Raw genomic sequence first — 17,152 nt, 5'->3', positions numbered from 1 at the left:
GCATCAAAACGATTTTCTGACTCTCCTGTTTAACTTTGATGTCTTAGTGTCGTTTTTGGGCGCAGTTTAACAATGATTGCAGTTGTTCTTGAAGAAGAATACATCCGTCAGAATCAATTAGTAGGGGATTCTAACCCACCACTTTCTTGTTGACCACTAAATCTGCGAATTAGTGGGGGTATTAAACCCCTACAATTCATCCACCAGTCGCACTCCAATACAAGCAAGAGAATTCTGGCGACTGACGCATGTATTCTGTTTTGATAACTAATACCTAAAATTTGTTTTGTTCTATGTGGATATTTCTCGATATAATCGAAAACTATAACTAATTCTGAAAAATGGTAGACGCTCAATTTAACGTTTTACCATTTTTCTTTTTCTAAGTTAATATTTTGGACAAGTCTAATGGCTAAATTTTTAATAAAGTGGTATTCCCCGGTTTAGGGCATCTACAAAACTTGCATAGTCATACTCAACTTGAGTTGCATAATCTAAAGCAAAGTTGACTATTTCATTTTTAAATGCAGCCTTGTTACCACTAACAATATCTGTGACTTCTTTATCCACACTATAAGGAACAAGCGCATCATTGTAATCTTTATCAGAAATAGCATGGTTTTTGGCTACGACTTTGCCTGCATACCCCATTGCATCCATGAACTTGGTTTTAGTTGTGAGTAATGTATAATCAAAGTCTTCTTGATAAGGTGATTTCTCGTGCAGCATAAAGAAAAGATTGTTGATTGTAGTGTAGCCAACTAAAGGGTCTGTATTAGCAAGCATCGCCTTGGTAGCGATTGTCACTCTTGCACCTTCATTGCTGCCATATACAGAACTTGGTAACAAACCAGGAACAGCAATTGCTACAGTGCTGCTAGTTTCTTGTTTCATTTCTAAAATGCGATCATCATCGTTTGCCGAACTAGGGCCTTCAATTAATAAGTAATATCGATATCTGCCAAGACTACCAGTTCCTGAACCTAGCTTTAGCCGAATATCTTTAAGATTGTAATAGCTATTGCTGTAGCGTTTACTACTAGGAATTGAAGTTATATAGCTATTTATCGCATTACTAATACTTGAGTAAGTGCTACTAGATATAGGTTGAAGTTGGGAGGTAGTTTGGAAAACGCGATCGCCACTGCTATTGAGTTGCGTATATTTGCTCAACAAGCTGGAACGATTTTTACTAGCAGCTTGTTGAATTAAATCGTTAACGATACCGTTTGTATTACTAGATTCTAATCGGTAAGATAATTCATCATTAGTTCCCTTGAAGTCGCTCATCTTGTTGAGGTAAGTATCGAGAAAATTTCGCACAACATCTTGAGCATCACTAGAGCTAAAACCATTTTCTTTAGCTGCTAATAGAATTGAAACCGCCATCCGGCGTAAGTCCCAAATGTAAGGGCCAAGATAGCCTTCATCAAAATCAGTGGTATCAAAGACATTGTTTCCATTTGCATCTCTCATTCCCCCAAGATTCTGCATATGCATATCACCTTCTAACCAGATAGCTGAGGTAGCAGAATTGACAAATGCTGAACTTGGTAATGTCTGCATATCACGATAAAAGATGTGAGCAGTTCCTCGATAAAAAGCAAAAGGACTAACCGCCATCTTTTGCATTTTTGTTGCTAATTCTTGAGGTAATTGAGTAGCAAATTGATGATTGTATTGATAAATTTCATTTTCTATCCAACTTGAACGAGGAGTTGCAGCAATAGTCTTAGCATTAAACCATACAAGTACAACTGTCAAGACAGCGATTATACCTATTTTTTTAAACATAAAATCTGACCTAATTAGCCAACTAATTTATTATGTAGATTAGCCTAAAAGCTAGTAATTATCCCATAACCATTCTTTAACCTAGGATTTTAAATTTTGGGATATTCTCGGAATTAAATTAACTATAAAAATGGAACTACAATCGACATTATTGTTGTATACGATATTCTCGCTCAACGCATTGAAGAACTGATCGAGAGAACTCTTGTAAAAGAACAGAAGCTGCATTGCAAAGTAATACAGCTTCTGTTATTCACAGATTAAGAACACTGGTTTTTGAGTTTGCCAATTAAAGCATTAAGATTGATTTGGCTAGGCCAGCCTAGAGGAAGATTGTGAGAATTGTAGCCTCTGTCTTTTAAATCTTGAATATATCGGTTACGTATGTATGTAGAATCAAAGTTACCGAGTCCATTGAAATAAACATCTACTAAGTGAGCAGGATCTAAAGCCATTTCGCCTTTGTAGACTGAGCCATCGTCAGAGTCATCCCAGCCCCAAGGTGCATTCGCGGAATCATTAGCGCAGGTTGGTGTACCAGCACCACAACTTGAGCTTGAATCGCCTCGGAATGTACCCCACTTTGCAAAAGTTATCCCTGTAGAACTAGATGCTTCATCTAATTGACGTTGCCACATACCACTAGTAGCAAATACATCAATCAATAGATATTGTACATTACGGGTGTTTCCTGATGCCGGAACTTGGGCATTAGTTTTAGAAGGATAGTAAATGATTCCATCTTGATTATTGCTTCCATAAAAATTGCCTGCTGGCCAAGCTCGTAAGCCATGACCTTTAGCTTCTTGTGTTGTTAAAGGATGCAGAGAGTTGTTATAGCTACTCATAGTCAGCATTCCATCAATATTTTCTGCACCACTTATTAAAGGACTACCAGCAGGTGTATAGGAGTAAAAGTTTGTATGGAAGACTGTAACAATGCCTTCGAGTTTACCAAAGGTTGTACTATCTTTGCGAACGATCGCCAGCAAACCCTCTAAATCATTTTCGTGTTCTTGGTCAAAGGGAATATCAGTCCAATCTTGAGGATGAAAAAAAGAATAGGTAATGAATCTGTGAGTACAAGTCTCAGCCACAGAATAATAAGCATGAGCGTTCAGCTGATAAGACAAAAGATTGTCCCAATTATTTGTGCCTCGCCAATCTCCGTCATAGTTAAACTGGGTAATGTAATCACCACTATATTTAGTGCTATCAGTATCTTGATAATGTATTGGCGCATGATAAGCTGCTAAATCTAAATCTGTGGGAGTTTGGGCAATTCCTTGGATATCTATAAAAGTAGCAAATGCGATTGCTACGAGCGCACTAATAGCAATTAGGAACAGTTGTTTTAACATCATCTGCTATTACACCTAATAAACAACAAAACTCAGGATAAAAGCTGATATTTAAGAATTGATTTAGAAATAATGTCAACCAAGTTATAACGTTTACGCCCCTTACTATGCCCCCTTAATTTCGGAAAACCCACACATTATGTTTTTTGATGGCGATCGCAGAGGTTTTTTCCGTGTCAACCCAATACCTTTTGGTTAAGATATCTCTTCGTTGAGGGAGCAGGGGGGTGGAGGAGCTTCAGGGGCAGGGGAGAGAGTACCTTCGTTCTTCCTTGCACCCCTGCTCTCAAGATACCTTCTCAATCACGGAGACGCTACGCGAACACGAGTAAATTCCTTATCCGAAAAGTATTGCGTGTCAACCTGAATCATGAGCGTTGGCAGACTGACCTGCGAATTATGACAACCGTTAGCCGTCCAGATGTTCCTGTATACACTTTTGCTTCGTTTGTGGTAGAAAATAGTCGTCCTGGCGCGCAAATAGTATAATAGAGAACTTCACTCTCAGTGTGATGAAGCTGAGTGTTGGGGATAGTGTGGGATGTAGATAAAAATCACGAAAACCTTGGCCAAGTATGGATAAAGATAAATATCTGACTCACTCTTAGCCACTTCCACCACCTGCTTATCCTTATAAATAATAGTTTTGTGATTAAAGACTTCCTCCCTAAAAATATTGCAAATTTTCTTGTGGAAATGAGTGTCTTTACTTGCCCTATGCAAAGAGCAGGCAATAAGCCACCTCACAAATTAACTAACTTATTTCTTGAAAAATCCTAAAGTAAAAGTGGTAACTCATGGGCTTCCAGTAAGTAATTAGCGTATACTAAATTTCGGTAAGTTGAGTGTAAAGCCTAAATTAAATAAATAATTAATTTATTCAATATGCAATATATAGGACTCATATTTGATTTTTGAAAAAATCATTACACTTCTAGTTTCTCTGTCCCTTCCCCTTTCCTATCTATACAAGTATGTTCAGTAATTAATTCTGATTCCTATATTGTATTCATCAATTCACAGTTATGAACTGAAAAACTAACGCAATCAGATTGTTATGACTAAAGAAAGTCTGCTAAAACAAGCAAAGCTTTGGGGATTTAAATGTGAATTTGATAGTTATGGTAAATCTATTATTTTACCTCAAAATCCTCAAGAGCGATGGAAGTTACGCATAGATAATGAAGAAAGATGGTTGTTAGTTGTTGGTAATGTACCTCAAATGTTTTGCACTAGTTTAGAAGTGAAATTTTTTTTAGAACGTCGTTATAATAGATTAACATTAAAAATCAAAGCTCAAAACATAATTAACTACTAAAAATTGTATAAACTAATTCAGTAGACTTAAAGCTTTCGATACTTATAAGGTTCTTGAAGAAGAATTCAGAATCAATCAGTGGGGAATCTGAATTCCTCACTGATTGTAGCCACCAAATCTAGGATTAGTGGGATATTAAACCCGTTTATTCATTTACCACTCTTCCAAAATCCCAAACTAAATTCTGAATTCTGACTCCTGAATTCTGTTTCGATAAATTTGTCAGACTTTAGTGTACAGAATGTGGTTTAAAAATAATTCGGAAGACACATACTGGATACTCAAGCTTAATGTAGATTTAATTTATTGTTAAGCTTTTGGCTTAATGTAGCTATGGGTAATCTAGCAAATGACTAAAAAAATATTTTATAGCATTGTCCATACAATTCGGGGTAGATATAGCGTAGACACTGTTGGCGAATTCGGGAAATGCTTGTCCAGAGCGGATGGCTTGAGGAGTAAAGCGATGAAGTTGTCTGACCTCAAGCCATGTATTACATAACCAAAAATCCCCATGATAATTGCTGCCAAATTTTTGAATGTCAACCGAACTGAAATATTTTGTTTTCTAAAAGCTAACCATGTAATACACGGGGAAAGAAAATGATTAACTGCTCCCCCGTGTATTACATGGTTAAGGGACTCTAAGTATTGCTCAACCGGGTTTGGGCTGTAATTGTTTAAAGCGAGAAATACGAGTTTTAGCAATTGGTACTTCGTTAAACCAAGCATCCAAGCGTAAAAAGTTAAGAGCAGTAGCAATTAGAATGTGTTGAAGATGAGTTTTTGCCAATCCACTGTAACGAGAGCGTCGTAAGCAAGTACGTCTAGTTCCTTGAGATAAAGTAGCTTCTATTCCCGCACGTTGGTGGTATTGATGGAGAAATTCAGGTGTTTCTTGGGCTTGACGACGAGTTTGCAGTGCTGTGTGAAAGGCTTGAGCGCGAATAGTCAGTCCACGAGGATCTTTTTTTGAACGTGTGCAACGACGGCGTACTGGACAAGCTCGACAAGCGGCAGTGGGAAATCGGATATCAATAATTGGCTGTCCGCGCTTGTCGATTTCAGGTAGCCAAGTCACACTCTGCTGCCCCATAGGACAAGTAGCTACTTGGTTGTCCCAATCAAACTTAAACTGGTCAGCAGCAAACTTCGGGTGATTACGCGCTTGCCAACTAGGGTCACTACGAACTGGGCCAATGATTTCTACATCATACTGAGTGCGGCTATTAACAAGATGTTCTGCCGTTACATAGCCAGTGTCCATGAAATGCTCGTTTGGTAGTAATGATTTTTCTTCTAAGCCTTGATGGATAGGTTCAACCGCAGCATCATCTGTTACCGTAGACAAGGTAGTATAAACTTGAGTAATCAAGTGAGGACAATCCTCACCACAAGTTTCTGTCACATGGGTTTTATATCCGACCCAGTCAACGCTGCGCTTACTACTGTAATGTGCCTCAACATCATAAGGCGAGTGAATAGCAATTGTTGAAGGCGGCATATCTTTTGTTATACGCCATTGCACAACACCTTCTTCACTAGGGGCATAAAATTGTTGTACCCAAACTTGCCTCAAAATTTCTACTGCCTTGATCTGGCGTAACCAAAAGGGTGTTGTTGGTGCATAGATGTCATCTAATAATGCAAATCCATCTTTTCCGATTAAGTTCCCCAAAGCCTCACGCTCACTATCCAGCTTGGGCAATCTGTAATTCTCAACGCGCCGGCTATAACGGTCAAACCAGTCAGAATTAATCTGATTTATTAGCCAATCTGGCGCGGCGGCGGCTAAACTGTTGAGGGCAAAGCGTAGCGTCTCTCCCAATAATTCTAAGCGATTGAGGTTACGGATAACTGCCAAAACGTGAGTTGAGTCAGTTCTCTGACGTTCTGGTTTCATTAATCCTAAATCCCGTAATCGTTTCAAAAGCCTATCGAGTAGCAGTTGTTCTGCATTACCTTCGATTAACCGTCGGCGAAATTCGCTCAAAACTGAAAAATCAAATCCCGGATCTGTCAAAGGCAAGCTTAAAGCGTATTTCCAATCAATTCGAGAACGCACCGCTTCTGCGGTTTGGCGATCTGTTAAATTTTCGACAAACTGCATTACGCAAATTAAACCTAACCGCCACGGTGATTCTGCTGGCTGTCCTCGTTTCGGAAATAATGTGGCAAAAAATTCATCCTCGTAAATACTGCCAAGATTGTCACGTAGTGAAACGTAGATGTTCCCTTTTGGAAAAGCTGCACGCGCTACAGCTTGAGTATCTGGGGGGACTAGAGGAATATTTTGAGGCTGCATTGACATAAAATCTTTACCTCAATTGCGCGACTACAGTAACTTTAACTCCATTTTATGTTCTACACTAGCGATGTAATACATGGTGTTAAACAAAATGAAACGGGATATTCAGGGAAAGTTTGCACTCAAAAATGATGATTACCGTTTAGTGCGTTCCTTGAGACTAACCGATGAAACTTGGAAAGCTTTGGGTATTGCTGCCGAATGTCACGGCTTAACTAGAGCTGATTACTTAGAACAAATTGTCAGAGAAAATGCTCTACCAAGTAGTACACGGGATAAATTACCCACTTTACCATGTAATACACTGCAAGAGGAGCCAGTAAGCCAACAGACTTCACTTCTGCAACCACAAACATTTGAAGCTTTACGCGATCGCATTTTGTCTCAACTAAAGTTAGGGAAGCAAGCTACTGGCTACAAGATGGCACTTAAAGCTCTCAATCTTTTCATTGCTGAATTAACAAAGAGCGCATAAGCGTTTTCTGAATTTGCTAACAATTCAATTGTCAGGGGCATTTTTTTATTTTGTAATACATGGCTTGAGGTGATACAACCTCATCGCTTTACTCTTCAATTCATCCTCTCTGGACAAGCATTTCCCGAATTCGCCAACAGTGTCACCTTCATTCTCCCCTGCCCCCCTGCTCCCCTGCTCCCCTGCACAGGCTTTGAAAGGTGTGGTGAGAAATCCGGGAGCAGTAGTTGGGGCATTGGCGGCAGTAATGACTAAATCTGGAGCAGCAATGGTGATGGCTTGGGCGAATACATTGTTGTCCTGGTTGGTTTCACCCTGTTTGGTTCCTTGATTAGCAACAAATAACAGATATCGTTGGCGCAGCCCGTCGTAGACATCACCTCCTGCTACAACGTTGGGAATAGAAATATCCTGAGTAGCTGTATAACTATCTGCGGCTGCTAGAGGCGTATTCTCTTCTGCATTGCGGCTGGTGAGATAGGTATCGCTAGAGTCGAAGAATTGGTCATCAGAAATGTAAACTGCGTCAAACCAGTCAGCGAAAGCAGAAACTAGACCTTGGTTTTTAACAGTCCAAGATACAGAAATCATCTCACCTAGTGCAGCAGTAGTTGGGACATTGGCGGCAGTAATCACCAAATCTGGGGCAGCAATGGTGATGGCTTGGGCAAATATATTGTTGTCCTCTTTGGTTTCCACCTGGTTGCCGTAATATCCTCCTTCATCAGCGACAAATAATAGGTAGCGTTGGCGCAGCCCGTCGTAGACATCGCCTGCTATATAGTCAGGAATAGAAATATCTTGGGTGGCTGTATAACTACCTGCGGCTGCCAGGGGCGTATTCTCTCCTGTATAATGGTAGGCTAGTTGGGTATCGCTGTTGTCGAAGAACTGGTTATCGGAAATGTAAACTGCGTCATACCAGTCAGCGAAAGCAGAAACTAGACCTTGGTTTTTAACAGTCCAAGATACGGAAACCGTCTCACCTAATGCAGCAGAGGTTGGAGCATTGGCAGCAGTAATCACCAAATCTGGGGCAGCAATGGTGATGGCTTGGGCGAATACATTGTTGTCCTCGTTGGTTTCAACCTGGTTATTTGATCCATCGGCGACAAATAATAGGTAGCGATCGCCTGTTGTTGCTACATAGTGAGAGTCAGGAATAGAAATATCTTGGGTGGCTGTATAACTACCTGCGGCTGCTAGAGGCGTATTCTCTTCTGTATAACGTTCGGTGAGATAGGTATCGCTAGAGTCGAAGAATTGGTCATCAGAAATGTAAACTGCGTCAAACCAGTTAGCGAAAGCAGAAACTAGACCTTGGTTTTTAACAGTCCAAGATACAGAAATCGTTTCACCTAATGCAGCAGTAGTTGGGGCATTGGCGGCAGTAATGACTAAATCTGGGGCAGCAATGGTAATTGCTTGGGCGAATACATTGTTAGTTTCATTGGTTTCAACCTGGTTGCCGTAATATCCTCCTCCATCAGCGACAAATAATAGGTAGTGATCGCCTGTGGCTATTGTTTTGAAAAAGTTGAAAATAGAAATGTCTTGGGTCACTGTATAACTCCCCCCAGATGCTAGAGGCGTATCTTTTGCTGCATCGCGGCGGCTGAGATAGGTATCGTTGTTGTCAAAGAACTGGTCATCGGAAATGTAAATATAGTCATACCAGTTAGATGAGGTAGAAACTAGACCTTGGTTTTTAACAGTCCAAGATACAGAAATCGTTTCACCTAATGCAGCAGTGGTTGGGGCGTTAGCAGCAGTAATCAACAAATCTGGGGCATCATTTATGGTAATGGCTTGGGCGAATACATTGTTGGTTTCATTGGTTTCAACCTGGTTATTTCGTCCATCAGCGACAAATAACAAGTAGCGCTCGCCTGGTGCTACGGTGTTGGGAATAGAAATGTTCTGCGTAGCCGTATTGCTACTGCCAGATGCTAGCGGCCATCCAGAATATTCGCCGACGAGGGTATCGCTTTGATCGAAGAACTGGTTATTAGAAATGTAAATATAGTCAGTCGTGAAAAAGCCAGAAGTTGTACCTTGGTTTTTAACTGTCCAAGACACAGAAACCGTCTCACCTAATGTAGCAGTAGTTGGGGCATTGGCAGCAGTAATCACCAAATCTGGGGCAGCAATGGTGATGGCTTGGGCGAATACATTGTTGGTTTCATTGGTTTCACCCTGGTAGTGGTCTTTATCAGCGACAAATAACAGATAGCGATTGCCTGGTGCTACAAAGTTGTCAATAGAAATATCTTGGGTAACTGTATAGCTACTGTCAAATGCTAGAGGCGTATTCTCTCTTCTCTCATAGGAGGCGAGTTGGGTATCGCTATTGTCGAAGAACTGGTCATCGGAAATGTAAACTGCGTCGTACCAGTTGTATGCCTTGGCAGAAATTGTACTTTGGTTTTTAACTGTCCAAGACACAAAAACAGTCTCACCTAATGTAGCAGTAGTTGGGGCATTGGCAGCAGTAATCACCAAATCTGGGGCATCATTTATGGTAATGGCTTGGGCAAATACATTGTTAGTTTCATTGGTTTCACCCTGGTAATGGTCTTTATCAGCAACAAATAACAGATAGTGATCGCCTGGTGCTACAAAGTTGTCAATAGAAATATCCTCGGTAATTGTATAACTACTGCCAGATGCTAGAAGCTTATTCTCTCTTGTGTAGCCGTCTGTGAGGCGGAAATCACTTTCGTCAAGTAGCTGGTCATCAGAAATGTAAATATAGTCATACCAGTCAGATGAGGTAGAAGCTGTACCTTGGTTTTTAACTGTCCAAGACACAGAAATTGTGTCACCTAACCCAGTTATGGTTGGGGCATTAACAGCAGTAATAACTAAATCTACATCTGGGGGATTATTGATGGTGATGGCTTGGGCGAATACATTATTGTCCTCATTAGTTTCAAGCTGGTTGCTGTAATATTCTCCTCCATCAGCGACAAATAATAGGTAGTGAATGCCAGATCCTACATTGTCGGGAATAAAAATGTCTGAGGTATCGGTATAACTACTATCTGAGGCTAAAGGTCTTCCAGAATTTGTGTAGAGGACAAAACTATCGCTGTCGTCTAAAAACTCGTCTTTGGAAATGTAAATAAAGTCATACCAGTAAGATGTGGCAGAAACTGTACCTTGGTTTTTAACTGTCCAAGATACAAAAATCGTCTCGCCTAATTCAGCCGTAATTGGGACGTTAGCTGCTGTCACGACTAAATCTGGGGCATTTATAGTGATAGCTTGGGCGAATACATTGTTAGTTTCATTGGTTTCATCCTGGTTGTTTCCTCCATCAGTAACAAATAACAGGTAGCGGCTGATACTACCTCGTTGTGCTACGGAGTTGGGAATAGAAATGTTCTCGGTGGTAGTATAACTACCTGTGGCTGCTAGAGCCGTATTTTGTCCTGCATATTTAGAGAAGAGAAAAGTATCGCTTTGGTCTAATATCTGGTCATTGGAAATGTAAATATAGTCATACCAGTAGTTTGCCAAGACATAATCTGTACTTTGGTTTTTGACTGTCCAAGATATGGGAATCGTCTCACCCAAGGTGATAGATAGTGGAGCCGTTACAGAAGACACTATCAAGTCAATATTGTTCATCAATAATCTCCCAATTGTTTAATAGATGCTGCTTTTTCCAACATAAACACCAATCTCCCCGTAGGTTGAGCTTAAAATCTAGTAGATTTTTGAACAACCTCCCTGCTTTATGAATTCCAACTTCTGGGGGTGTGGTTTTTGGTTTTATTGATCTATTCGTCCTCACACAGCACTCAAAAAGTCGTTACTGTGGGGATAACAGATTCATTTGCTACTAAATTTAGCTGATATGGTGAATTGAGAAACTTGGTGTTCACCAGTTCTTTGTAAGCCTCTATATCTGTCTGCCAATTACTAATTATTTCTGATAGAATAGCTACCCGCCGACTTGGTTCTTCTTGAACAATTGCGTGATTAAAAGTAGCGGTGAATAGCACGATGGGATGCACTGTTTGATCTGGTAATTGTAACCCTGCTTCATTGATATCCAAGCTCAGTTGTGCCCTTTCTAGGGTGTAACTAAACCGCATTGCAGCTTGCACAGGTGCTTTACCAAACTCATGCCAAGGGCCAGGATTCAGCAGTGTGCCAAAGATAAAGTTGCGTGCTGTATTGTTTTGCTCCTCAAAAAACACATATCCTCGAAAGTTAATCGATACCCCCTGATAGTCTACTTTCGCCAATGTCTCTACATATTTGCGAGCTAGGGACGAAATTTCTACCTCAGTGAATTCTTTAGTGGCGATCGCCTCTGTGAAAATAATCCGTTTGACGTATGAAGTTATACTAATCCCATTGGCAAAGACTACCTGAGCATTAGAATCTGTTAGAATCGGAGGCTTACCCAGTTCCCAATTATTAGGGACGATACCACTATACTTGAGAAAATCTGGAGTTAAAATTGTCGGGTTGTGTTGTTTTGCAGCGATCGCAATGGCAATTTCTTGAATATTTAGACTTTGGTTCATTTGCTTTTTTCTATGGGTAAATTTAATTTCTAATTGGGAGAGAGCTAATCAAAAAACTAGCCCATTCTATCTTGCTACAAAGGCTGCGTCGAATAAAAAGCCGCATTTTTGGCAGCTTTAATCGACTTCAATATTTCATGAAGCTGTCTATTTGGTAATAATTATTCATCAGATAATAATTTCAGTAAAAACTAGGATTGTTATTTATGATACTCATCTATTTTTATAACATAACTACTTAAGAAAATTATGCTTATTTCTGCATAATTCAGTATTTCTAACTACTGTTTTTTAAATAAAGAGCATTTTTTAAAATTATTCCTATAAAGATAAAGCTTAAGTAAAGTGCAACCTTCTAAATAACTCCTTATCACTTTTTTATAGCTAGAAAAGTATCTTTACCAGAAATTTAAATTAGAGCTTTTGGCAAATTTAATATCTGCAAAACTGATTATTATTTAAAATTTTATTTCCGTACAGATATATTTATATCATTAATCAAAAATTTGATATTTCATTAATTTAAATCAGATTTTTGTCAAAAATCTGATTTTTTCCTTGTGTGGAGAAGCATAATATGATATCTCTCTATTTTAAAAATATATAAGTAATTATTATTAATACTAGTCAACCCTATGCTTGCTCAAGCAACAATGATGTTTATATAAGCTTAATAAAATGTTACTAACCAGTAGATATTTCTTATGATATGTATCTACAGAACATAGTAATCTCAAAAAAACTAAATATTTCTGTATGTCTTTTGTTAATTAAAAGTCTTGTCTGATACCTCTTTTGTTACTACGAAGAGAGAAAAATATTGTCCCACTTCTGAACGCTAAACAAAATAATGAATTGTGTGATCACCAGCTTACTTTTTAAATTAACCTTCCTTGCTTTCATCCCCAGGTGAATTTGGGAATTTGGGTATGAAAATCAGGGCAGGATTTAGTTAGCTAACCGCCGAATTTTGCTGTCGAATTTTGCTGTTTGATATATTTCTTCACCACATCGAGCAATACTCCACCATTGAAGTTCACAAAAGTACCGGAAACCGCCGCATCATCTCGGCCAACTCGACAGCCTCCCCATCGACCGTATAAACGACCCCACCCGACATCGCCAGCACAATCCGTTGCCTTCGCGCCCACTCGAACCAAGCACTAACATCGGCAGTAACAGTGTTCTTTCCCTTAGCCCCACTCTTGCAGCTATTGATGAATAGACCAGTTGGATTCGTACACCATCCCTCAGCAACAGCATCTTTTACGCAAGCGATCGCACCTTGCACGTTATCCCAATGCTTCTTGATCACCCCCAAACACGGCTGAGGATTGATCCGCAACCGCCTCAACTCGTTACAAACCTCCGCAATTTCCTGCTTAGGCACATTAAAGTCAGCTTTAACTGCCGCCCCGGAAAGCTCGTCCTCATGATGCTCTTCGTCGTTAGTTGAGTCATCCAGTTCTTGTTCATCAACGAAGTGAGAAATCTGGGGTTGCATTGGTTGTGTGGTTTGGCGAATTGGTTCTTGGCCGTAGTCAACAATCTCAGTTTGTTCTGGTTCTGGGGTGTAGCTAACAATCTCGATTTGCTCCCCTTCCTGGTCGTAGTTCGATATCTCGGTTTCTTCTACTTCACTTTTTTCTTCCTCAGCAGCAACGTGCTGTTGTGGCTTAGAAGCTTCTGGATGGGATCTGTGGTATTGTTCTACAGCGAACGTCGAATGTTCAGTTTTGCACCTGCCAAGTTCAAGCAGCTTATTCAGTACCTCAAGGTTTAATTTATACTGCCACGTCCGATCTTGCCCGTTACCTGGATTCTTCTGCTTGGAGATAATACTCATCTCGTCAAGCAAAGAGATCGCCTTTCTAATGACATGAAGGCTATGCTCACCCATCAGGTCACGATAGATTTTCTTGAGTGGCTGATAAACCCAAGATGTGCGGTGATTCTTGACCTTCCAGTTTGTCCAATGCCGAAAATACTCAATTAACTTAGCAGCACAGAAGTTTCCGGTAATATCCAGATATTCTCGACGCAAAATAACTAAGACTGAAAATCTCTCAGCAGGATTAACGCTACTCATCTGCTTATCTCCTGTATCTCCTAAAACGGCATCTCTTTTTGTTCTTCGTCTGAGGCTTGCGACCAAAACTCTCTGAGCTTTTGGAGTTTCGCAGCTTGAAACTGCTGTTTCTCTTCGGGTGACACTTCACCAACCAATCGCGTAACCTCAGCCCGTTGCCGTTCTTTCATCTGCTCAACCGTGGCCGCAGGTAGGGCTAATGGTTGATTCTCTTGGGATGGTCGGAAGTTGCGACGGCGGTACAAGAACCTGAAGTGGCTTTTGTCCTGCGAAGGAAGCGATCGCCAAACTTCGGCATCCCAACCGGGAGGCATGAAGTCGGCTGATGGGGGCAGCAGGTTTTGGATTTGGGCTTGAAGGTCAGCGATCGCCTTACCTTGTTCTTCGATTACCTTATTTTGCTGTTCGAGTTTCTCCCAGAGTTGGGCAAGTAGTTCTGAATTTTGTGGGGCTAACTCTGCCTCACGGGTTTTTATCGCAAAGTAATTTTGTGCTGCGGCGATTTCTGGCTTACGGGAGTCACCATTCATTGCTGTTAAATAGCAACCATATCGACTGAGCCTGAAATCGTCTCTGGGTCTGCCTCCGGTACTTTTTGCCGGCAATGGCAAAAAGTGATTCTTGCTTTCTTGACCAATATTTGTACAAGCAGTAATAGCTCTATCTATAGCATCTTCTAGCCGTCGCCACTGCTGATATCCCAAAATGGGCATTAGTTCACGGGCCAGCCAATATTCAGAACCATCGCTATCAGTATGTTTAATTTGGTCAAAGGGGCTGGGGTGACTTTCACTGTTAATAATCGCGTCCATACTTTCTCCGATTTTTGACGCATAAAGTTATTGCGGCATTGCAACTATGCCGCTTCAAACCTTTAAGTTTTATAATTCAAGACTGTTGCAGTGGTAATAACTGCTTAATGCTATTACTGTTGAGCGATTGCAGTGTTCAGAGGCGATCGCTTTCAAGCTCTAGCATGGTTGAGTTATTCAAAGATTTGTCAATCGTTTTGATTAGTAATAAGTTCGGCAGTAATAACAGGCTTAAGCCCCCAACTGCCTTAAAGCATTTGATCGATTTCTGAATCACGCCATTTGTGTGTAAGCATGATAAATAGCTCATTTGCTGCAAATCAAATGAGTTGCGATCGCAGTGCGTTCTGCGGGCGATCGCTTTTGTTGTGGCTTGGTGTTGCCTGATGGTTGACACCAGTATATTATCTATTTAGTATTAATATGTCAACTGGTGAGCGCAGTAAAAGTAAGATTAAAGTAAAAATGAATATTATTGTAGATGTAACACCGATCGCTGCGTTTAGGTGGAATGAAGAGAATGCCCAAAAGCTGAGAGAACTGAGGGAGAAAGCAGGATATAGCCGACAAAAGTTATCTGAGGAAGTAGGAGTATCTGTAGCTTACATTCAGCAACTAGAAACTCCTCACGTATTTCTCAAAAAACCGAAAAAACCTGACCAAATGACTGTTAGCACAGAAATATTGGAAAAACTTTGTGCGGCATTGAATGGAGAAATTACCGCTCTGATCTGGGATGTAGACTACGAAGCATAGATAAAATCAACTACGCTCACCAGTTCTTTAGTACTTGACAACCACTGGTGAGCGTAGTAGTATTAGGTCATAAAAGAGGAAGCAAGTACCTGCCTCTTAGATAAATAAAGCGGTGCTAAACATTCAGAACCATGAAATAAACAATCAATTGAACCCCTGGAAGGGTAGCTGAAGCACTGGCGAAACCAGAGAAAGTGATGGATACAGGAGGGAAGATTGATTGCATCGATGATGAATCGATGAATAAAAGATTGCGATTCAGCACTGCATCCGCTTTCAACGCCAGTAAGCGAGACTGCGCCTGATCAATAGATATGCTGTTGTTGCAAACCTCGGTCACTGACACGAGGCATTTTTATTTAAGGCTGCGCCAAATTTAGGTGAATGCGTTGTGGATTCCCACAACGTTTGTTCGTAAAAAACAAAGGCGATCGCTGAGTTGTCCAGACGGAGCGATCGCCTTTCCCTTTATCCAAGGAGTTACATTATGGCTTACGGAACACTAACCAAGCAAGCCCTGTCCGTTGACGAACAACAGAAAGCACAAGAAGAACTAAATCAGCTTCTTGCAACCCAGTCCGAAACGGTAGCCCCAACCCAAGACCCGCTAACCAACCGAGATCGCCAAATCATTGCAACCATCATCAACAGCACTCCTGACCAAATAAAAACCATCTGGATCGAAGGCGGAATCACCGTTTGGGTACAACTGACTAACAATGGAAGATTACCTTTCGAGCGAGATTGGTTCGCAACACGAGTAGCCGAAGTTAAAGCAACCATCGCTGAACCAGAAACCCCACGCCAGCGAAACGAACGATTATCAGACGAACTCGAAGAAGCCTGCCGTAAGTATGGGCTGTGGCATGATGAGGTTGATTGGCTATCATTCAGCACGAAAGTCTTTCAGGAAGGGCGTTTGGTGGGCTTCGTCGGGTGCAATGCAGAAGGTTGGTACTCTCGACCACGACTGTATGGCAGGAATCAGGTGGTTGATACTGCGGATAGTGCGATTGCTTATCTGGGAGTGCGGCCAGTAGTTGCGGCTTAGTTTGAGGTAAAAGGCGATTGCAGTCTCCACACGCTATCGCCTCTGTAACGTTATCAAGCTTTTTATCATTTGACATCCTCCTCAGCCTGAAGGCGTGAGGATTCCAATCTAATCAAACAGACTGAACTGTATGAATTCTTGGCGGGTTGACGCTTCACAGGATGCTGCTACCTTTACGGCAGTCTGACGCTTTCCTCCACGTCAGTTTTGAGTTTCCGAATGTCCTCCGGCAACTTTAATATTAACTGCGGCGTTCACGTCCCTATCATGCGTGGATTCGCAATTTAAGCAAATCCATTCGCGGATAGAAAGGTCGAGCTTACCGCCGCTGAGTCCACAGCATGAGCAGGTTTGGCTTGTTGGTTCCCATCTACTGATAACGCGGAACTCACGTCCATATTTTTCGGCTTTGCCTTCTAGAAATGTCCGAAACTGTCTCCACCCTAAATCACTAATAGCTCTAGAGAGTTTACGGTTTTTGAGCATTCCTGAGACATTCAAATCTTCTAAGATAATCGTTTGATTCTCACGAATTAACTTATACCAATTTAATATGAAGCTGCATAGAATAGAGCTTCCAGGATAAAGTTATAAGAAGACACAGAAATTACCTGCTCAAATGTGAGTTGGTCAAAGATTTCTTGGAT

The 17,152-nt window shown here is 40.9% G+C and carries 16 protein-coding genes; 6 read left to right on the top strand and 10 right to left on the bottom strand.

The window, feature by feature from the left end; genetic code table 11:
• Positions 1–420: 420 nt before the first annotated feature.
• The gene (locus H6G69_RS23740; RefSeq protein WP_190691586.1) at positions 421–1,794 is read right to left on the bottom strand and encodes a DUF2252 domain-containing protein; all 1,374 of its coding nucleotides are present in this window, start codon (positions 1,792–1,794) and stop codon (positions 421–423) included.
• Between the two features lie 260 nt (positions 1,795–2,054).
• Positions 2,055–3,158 carry a hypothetical protein gene (locus H6G69_RS23735; RefSeq protein WP_190691585.1) on the bottom strand — a complete coding sequence of 368 codons (1,104 nt, stop codon included), beginning with the start codon at positions 3,156–3,158 and terminating at the stop codon, positions 2,055–2,057.
• Between the two features lie 348 nt (positions 3,159–3,506).
• Here H6G69_RS23735 and H6G69_RS23730 point away from each other — a divergent pair, with 348 nt between their 5' ends.
• Positions 3,507–3,644, top strand: a complete 138-nt coding sequence (locus tag H6G69_RS23730) for a hypothetical protein (protein WP_190691659.1) — start codon at positions 3,507–3,509, stop codon at positions 3,642–3,644.
• A 568-nt stretch (positions 3,645–4,212) separates the two neighbouring features.
• Positions 4,213–4,473 (top strand): hypothetical protein, encoded by a 261-nt coding sequence (locus H6G69_RS23725; RefSeq protein WP_190691584.1) that lies wholly within the window; start codon positions 4,213–4,215, stop codon positions 4,471–4,473.
• 655 nt (positions 4,474–5,128) lie between these two features.
• Here H6G69_RS23725 and H6G69_RS23720 read toward each other — a convergent pair.
• Positions 5,129–6,784: an IS1182 family transposase gene (locus H6G69_RS23720; protein ID WP_190691583.1), complete on the bottom strand. Its 1,656-nt coding sequence runs from the start codon at positions 6,782–6,784 to the stop codon at positions 5,129–5,131.
• An 88-nt stretch (positions 6,785–6,872) separates the two neighbouring features.
• On the opposite strand from H6G69_RS23720, the gene H6G69_RS23715 reads away from it, so the two are divergent.
• Positions 6,873–7,256 (top strand): hypothetical protein, encoded by a 384-nt coding sequence (locus H6G69_RS23715; RefSeq protein ID WP_190691650.1) that lies wholly within the window; start codon positions 6,873–6,875, stop codon positions 7,254–7,256.
• Between the two features lie 45 nt (positions 7,257–7,301).
• On the opposite strand, the gene H6G69_RS23710 is transcribed toward H6G69_RS23715, so the two are convergent.
• The 5 genes from H6G69_RS23710 to H6G69_RS23690 all read right to left on the bottom strand — a co-directional run bounded on the left by H6G69_RS23710 (position 7,302) and on the right by H6G69_RS23690 (position 15,095).
• Positions 7,302–10,889 carry a CARDB domain-containing protein gene (locus tag H6G69_RS23710; protein WP_190691582.1) on the bottom strand — a complete coding sequence of 1,196 codons (3,588 nt, stop codon included), beginning with the start codon at positions 10,887–10,889 and terminating at the stop codon, positions 7,302–7,304.
• Positions 10,890–11,062: 173 nt separating this feature from the next.
• Positions 11,063–11,797 carry a hypothetical protein gene (locus H6G69_RS23705; protein WP_190691581.1) on the bottom strand — a complete coding sequence of 245 codons (735 nt, stop codon included), beginning with the start codon at positions 11,795–11,797 and terminating at the stop codon, positions 11,063–11,065.
• Between the two features lie 1,036 nt (positions 11,798–12,833).
• On the bottom strand, positions 12,834–13,886 hold the full coding sequence (locus H6G69_RS34060) for a hypothetical protein (RefSeq protein WP_242072158.1): 1,053 nt from the start codon (positions 13,884–13,886) through the stop codon (positions 12,834–12,836).
• Positions 13,887–13,906: 20 nt separating this feature from the next.
• On the bottom strand, positions 13,907–14,698 hold the full coding sequence (locus tag H6G69_RS23695; RefSeq protein ID WP_190691580.1) for a BRO family protein: 792 nt from the start codon (positions 14,696–14,698) through the stop codon (positions 13,907–13,909).
• A gap of 136 nt (positions 14,699–14,834) precedes the next feature.
• The gene (locus H6G69_RS23690) at positions 14,835–15,095 is read right to left on the bottom strand and encodes a hypothetical protein (protein ID WP_190691579.1); all 261 of its coding nucleotides are present in this window, start codon (positions 15,093–15,095) and stop codon (positions 14,835–14,837) included.
• Positions 15,096–15,163: 68 nt separating this feature from the next.
• Between H6G69_RS23690 and H6G69_RS23685 the strand changes: the two genes are divergently transcribed.
• A complete protein-coding gene (locus H6G69_RS23685; protein ID WP_242072157.1) occupies positions 15,164–15,454 on the top strand; it encodes a helix-turn-helix domain-containing protein in 291 nt (96 codons plus the stop codon).
• A 115-nt stretch (positions 15,455–15,569) separates the two neighbouring features.
• Here H6G69_RS23685 and H6G69_RS23680 read toward each other — a convergent pair whose 3' ends face one another.
• Entirely contained in the window at positions 15,570–15,800 is a 231-nt protein-coding gene (locus tag H6G69_RS23680) for a hypothetical protein (RefSeq protein WP_190691577.1), read from the bottom strand.
• A 34-nt stretch (positions 15,801–15,834) separates the two neighbouring features.
• On the opposite strand from H6G69_RS23680, the gene H6G69_RS34470 reads away from it, so the two are divergent.
• Entirely contained in the window at positions 15,835–15,960 is a 126-nt protein-coding gene (locus H6G69_RS34470; RefSeq protein WP_277883443.1) for a hypothetical protein, read from the top strand.
• A complete protein-coding gene (locus H6G69_RS23675) occupies positions 15,942–16,505 on the top strand; it encodes a hypothetical protein (protein WP_190691576.1) in 564 nt (187 codons plus the stop codon). The genes H6G69_RS34470 and H6G69_RS23675 overlap by 19 nt, the downstream gene beginning before the upstream one ends.
• A 201-nt stretch (positions 16,506–16,706) precedes the next feature.
• On the opposite strand, the gene H6G69_RS23670 is transcribed toward H6G69_RS23675, so the two are convergent.
• Positions 16,707–17,039 (bottom strand): RNA-guided endonuclease TnpB family protein, encoded by a 333-nt coding sequence (locus tag H6G69_RS23670; RefSeq protein ID WP_313951905.1) that lies wholly within the window; start codon positions 17,037–17,039, stop codon positions 16,707–16,709.
• Between the last annotated feature and the right edge of the window lie 113 nt (positions 17,040–17,152).

Origin of the sequence: Nostoc sp. FACHB-110 (assembly GCF_014697425.1) — a bacterium.
GTDB lineage: Bacteria > Cyanobacteriota > Cyanobacteriia > Cyanobacteriales > Nostocaceae > Nostoc_B.
Note: the sequence above shows the minus strand (reverse complement) of the source record. Positions and strands in the feature narration are given on the sequence as shown.

Coding starts and splice junctions, on each gene's coding strand:
- H6G69_RS23695 (WP_190691580.1), bottom strand. CDS start 14,698: ATGGACGCGATTATTAACAGTGAAAGTCACCCCAGCCCCTTTGACCAA.
- H6G69_RS23685 (WP_242072157.1), top strand. CDS start 15,164: ATGAATATTATTGTAGATGTAACACCGATCGCTGCGTTTAGGTGGAAT.
- H6G69_RS23675 (WP_190691576.1), top strand. CDS start 15,942: ATGGCTTACGGAACACTAACCAAGCAAGCCCTGTCCGTTGACGAACAA.
- H6G69_RS23705 (WP_190691581.1), bottom strand. CDS start 11,797: ATGAACCAAAGTCTAAATATTCAAGAAATTGCCATTGCGATCGCTGCA.
- H6G69_RS23715 (WP_190691650.1), top strand. CDS start 6,873: ATGAAACGGGATATTCAGGGAAAGTTTGCACTCAAAAATGATGATTAC.
- H6G69_RS23735 (WP_190691585.1), bottom strand. CDS start 3,158: ATGATGTTAAAACAACTGTTCCTAATTGCTATTAGTGCGCTCGTAGCA.
- H6G69_RS23725 (WP_190691584.1), top strand. CDS start 4,213: ATGACTAAAGAAAGTCTGCTAAAACAAGCAAAGCTTTGGGGATTTAAA.
- H6G69_RS23720 (WP_190691583.1), bottom strand. CDS start 6,784: ATGTCAATGCAGCCTCAAAATATTCCTCTAGTCCCCCCAGATACTCAA.
- H6G69_RS34060 (WP_242072158.1), bottom strand. CDS start 13,886: ATGAGTAGCGTTAATCCTGCTGAGAGATTTTCAGTCTTAGTTATTTTG.
- H6G69_RS23710 (WP_190691582.1), bottom strand. CDS start 10,889: ATGAACAATATTGACTTGATAGTGTCTTCTGTAACGGCTCCACTATCT.
- H6G69_RS23740 (WP_190691586.1), bottom strand. CDS start 1,794: ATGTTTAAAAAAATAGGTATAATCGCTGTCTTGACAGTTGTACTTGTA.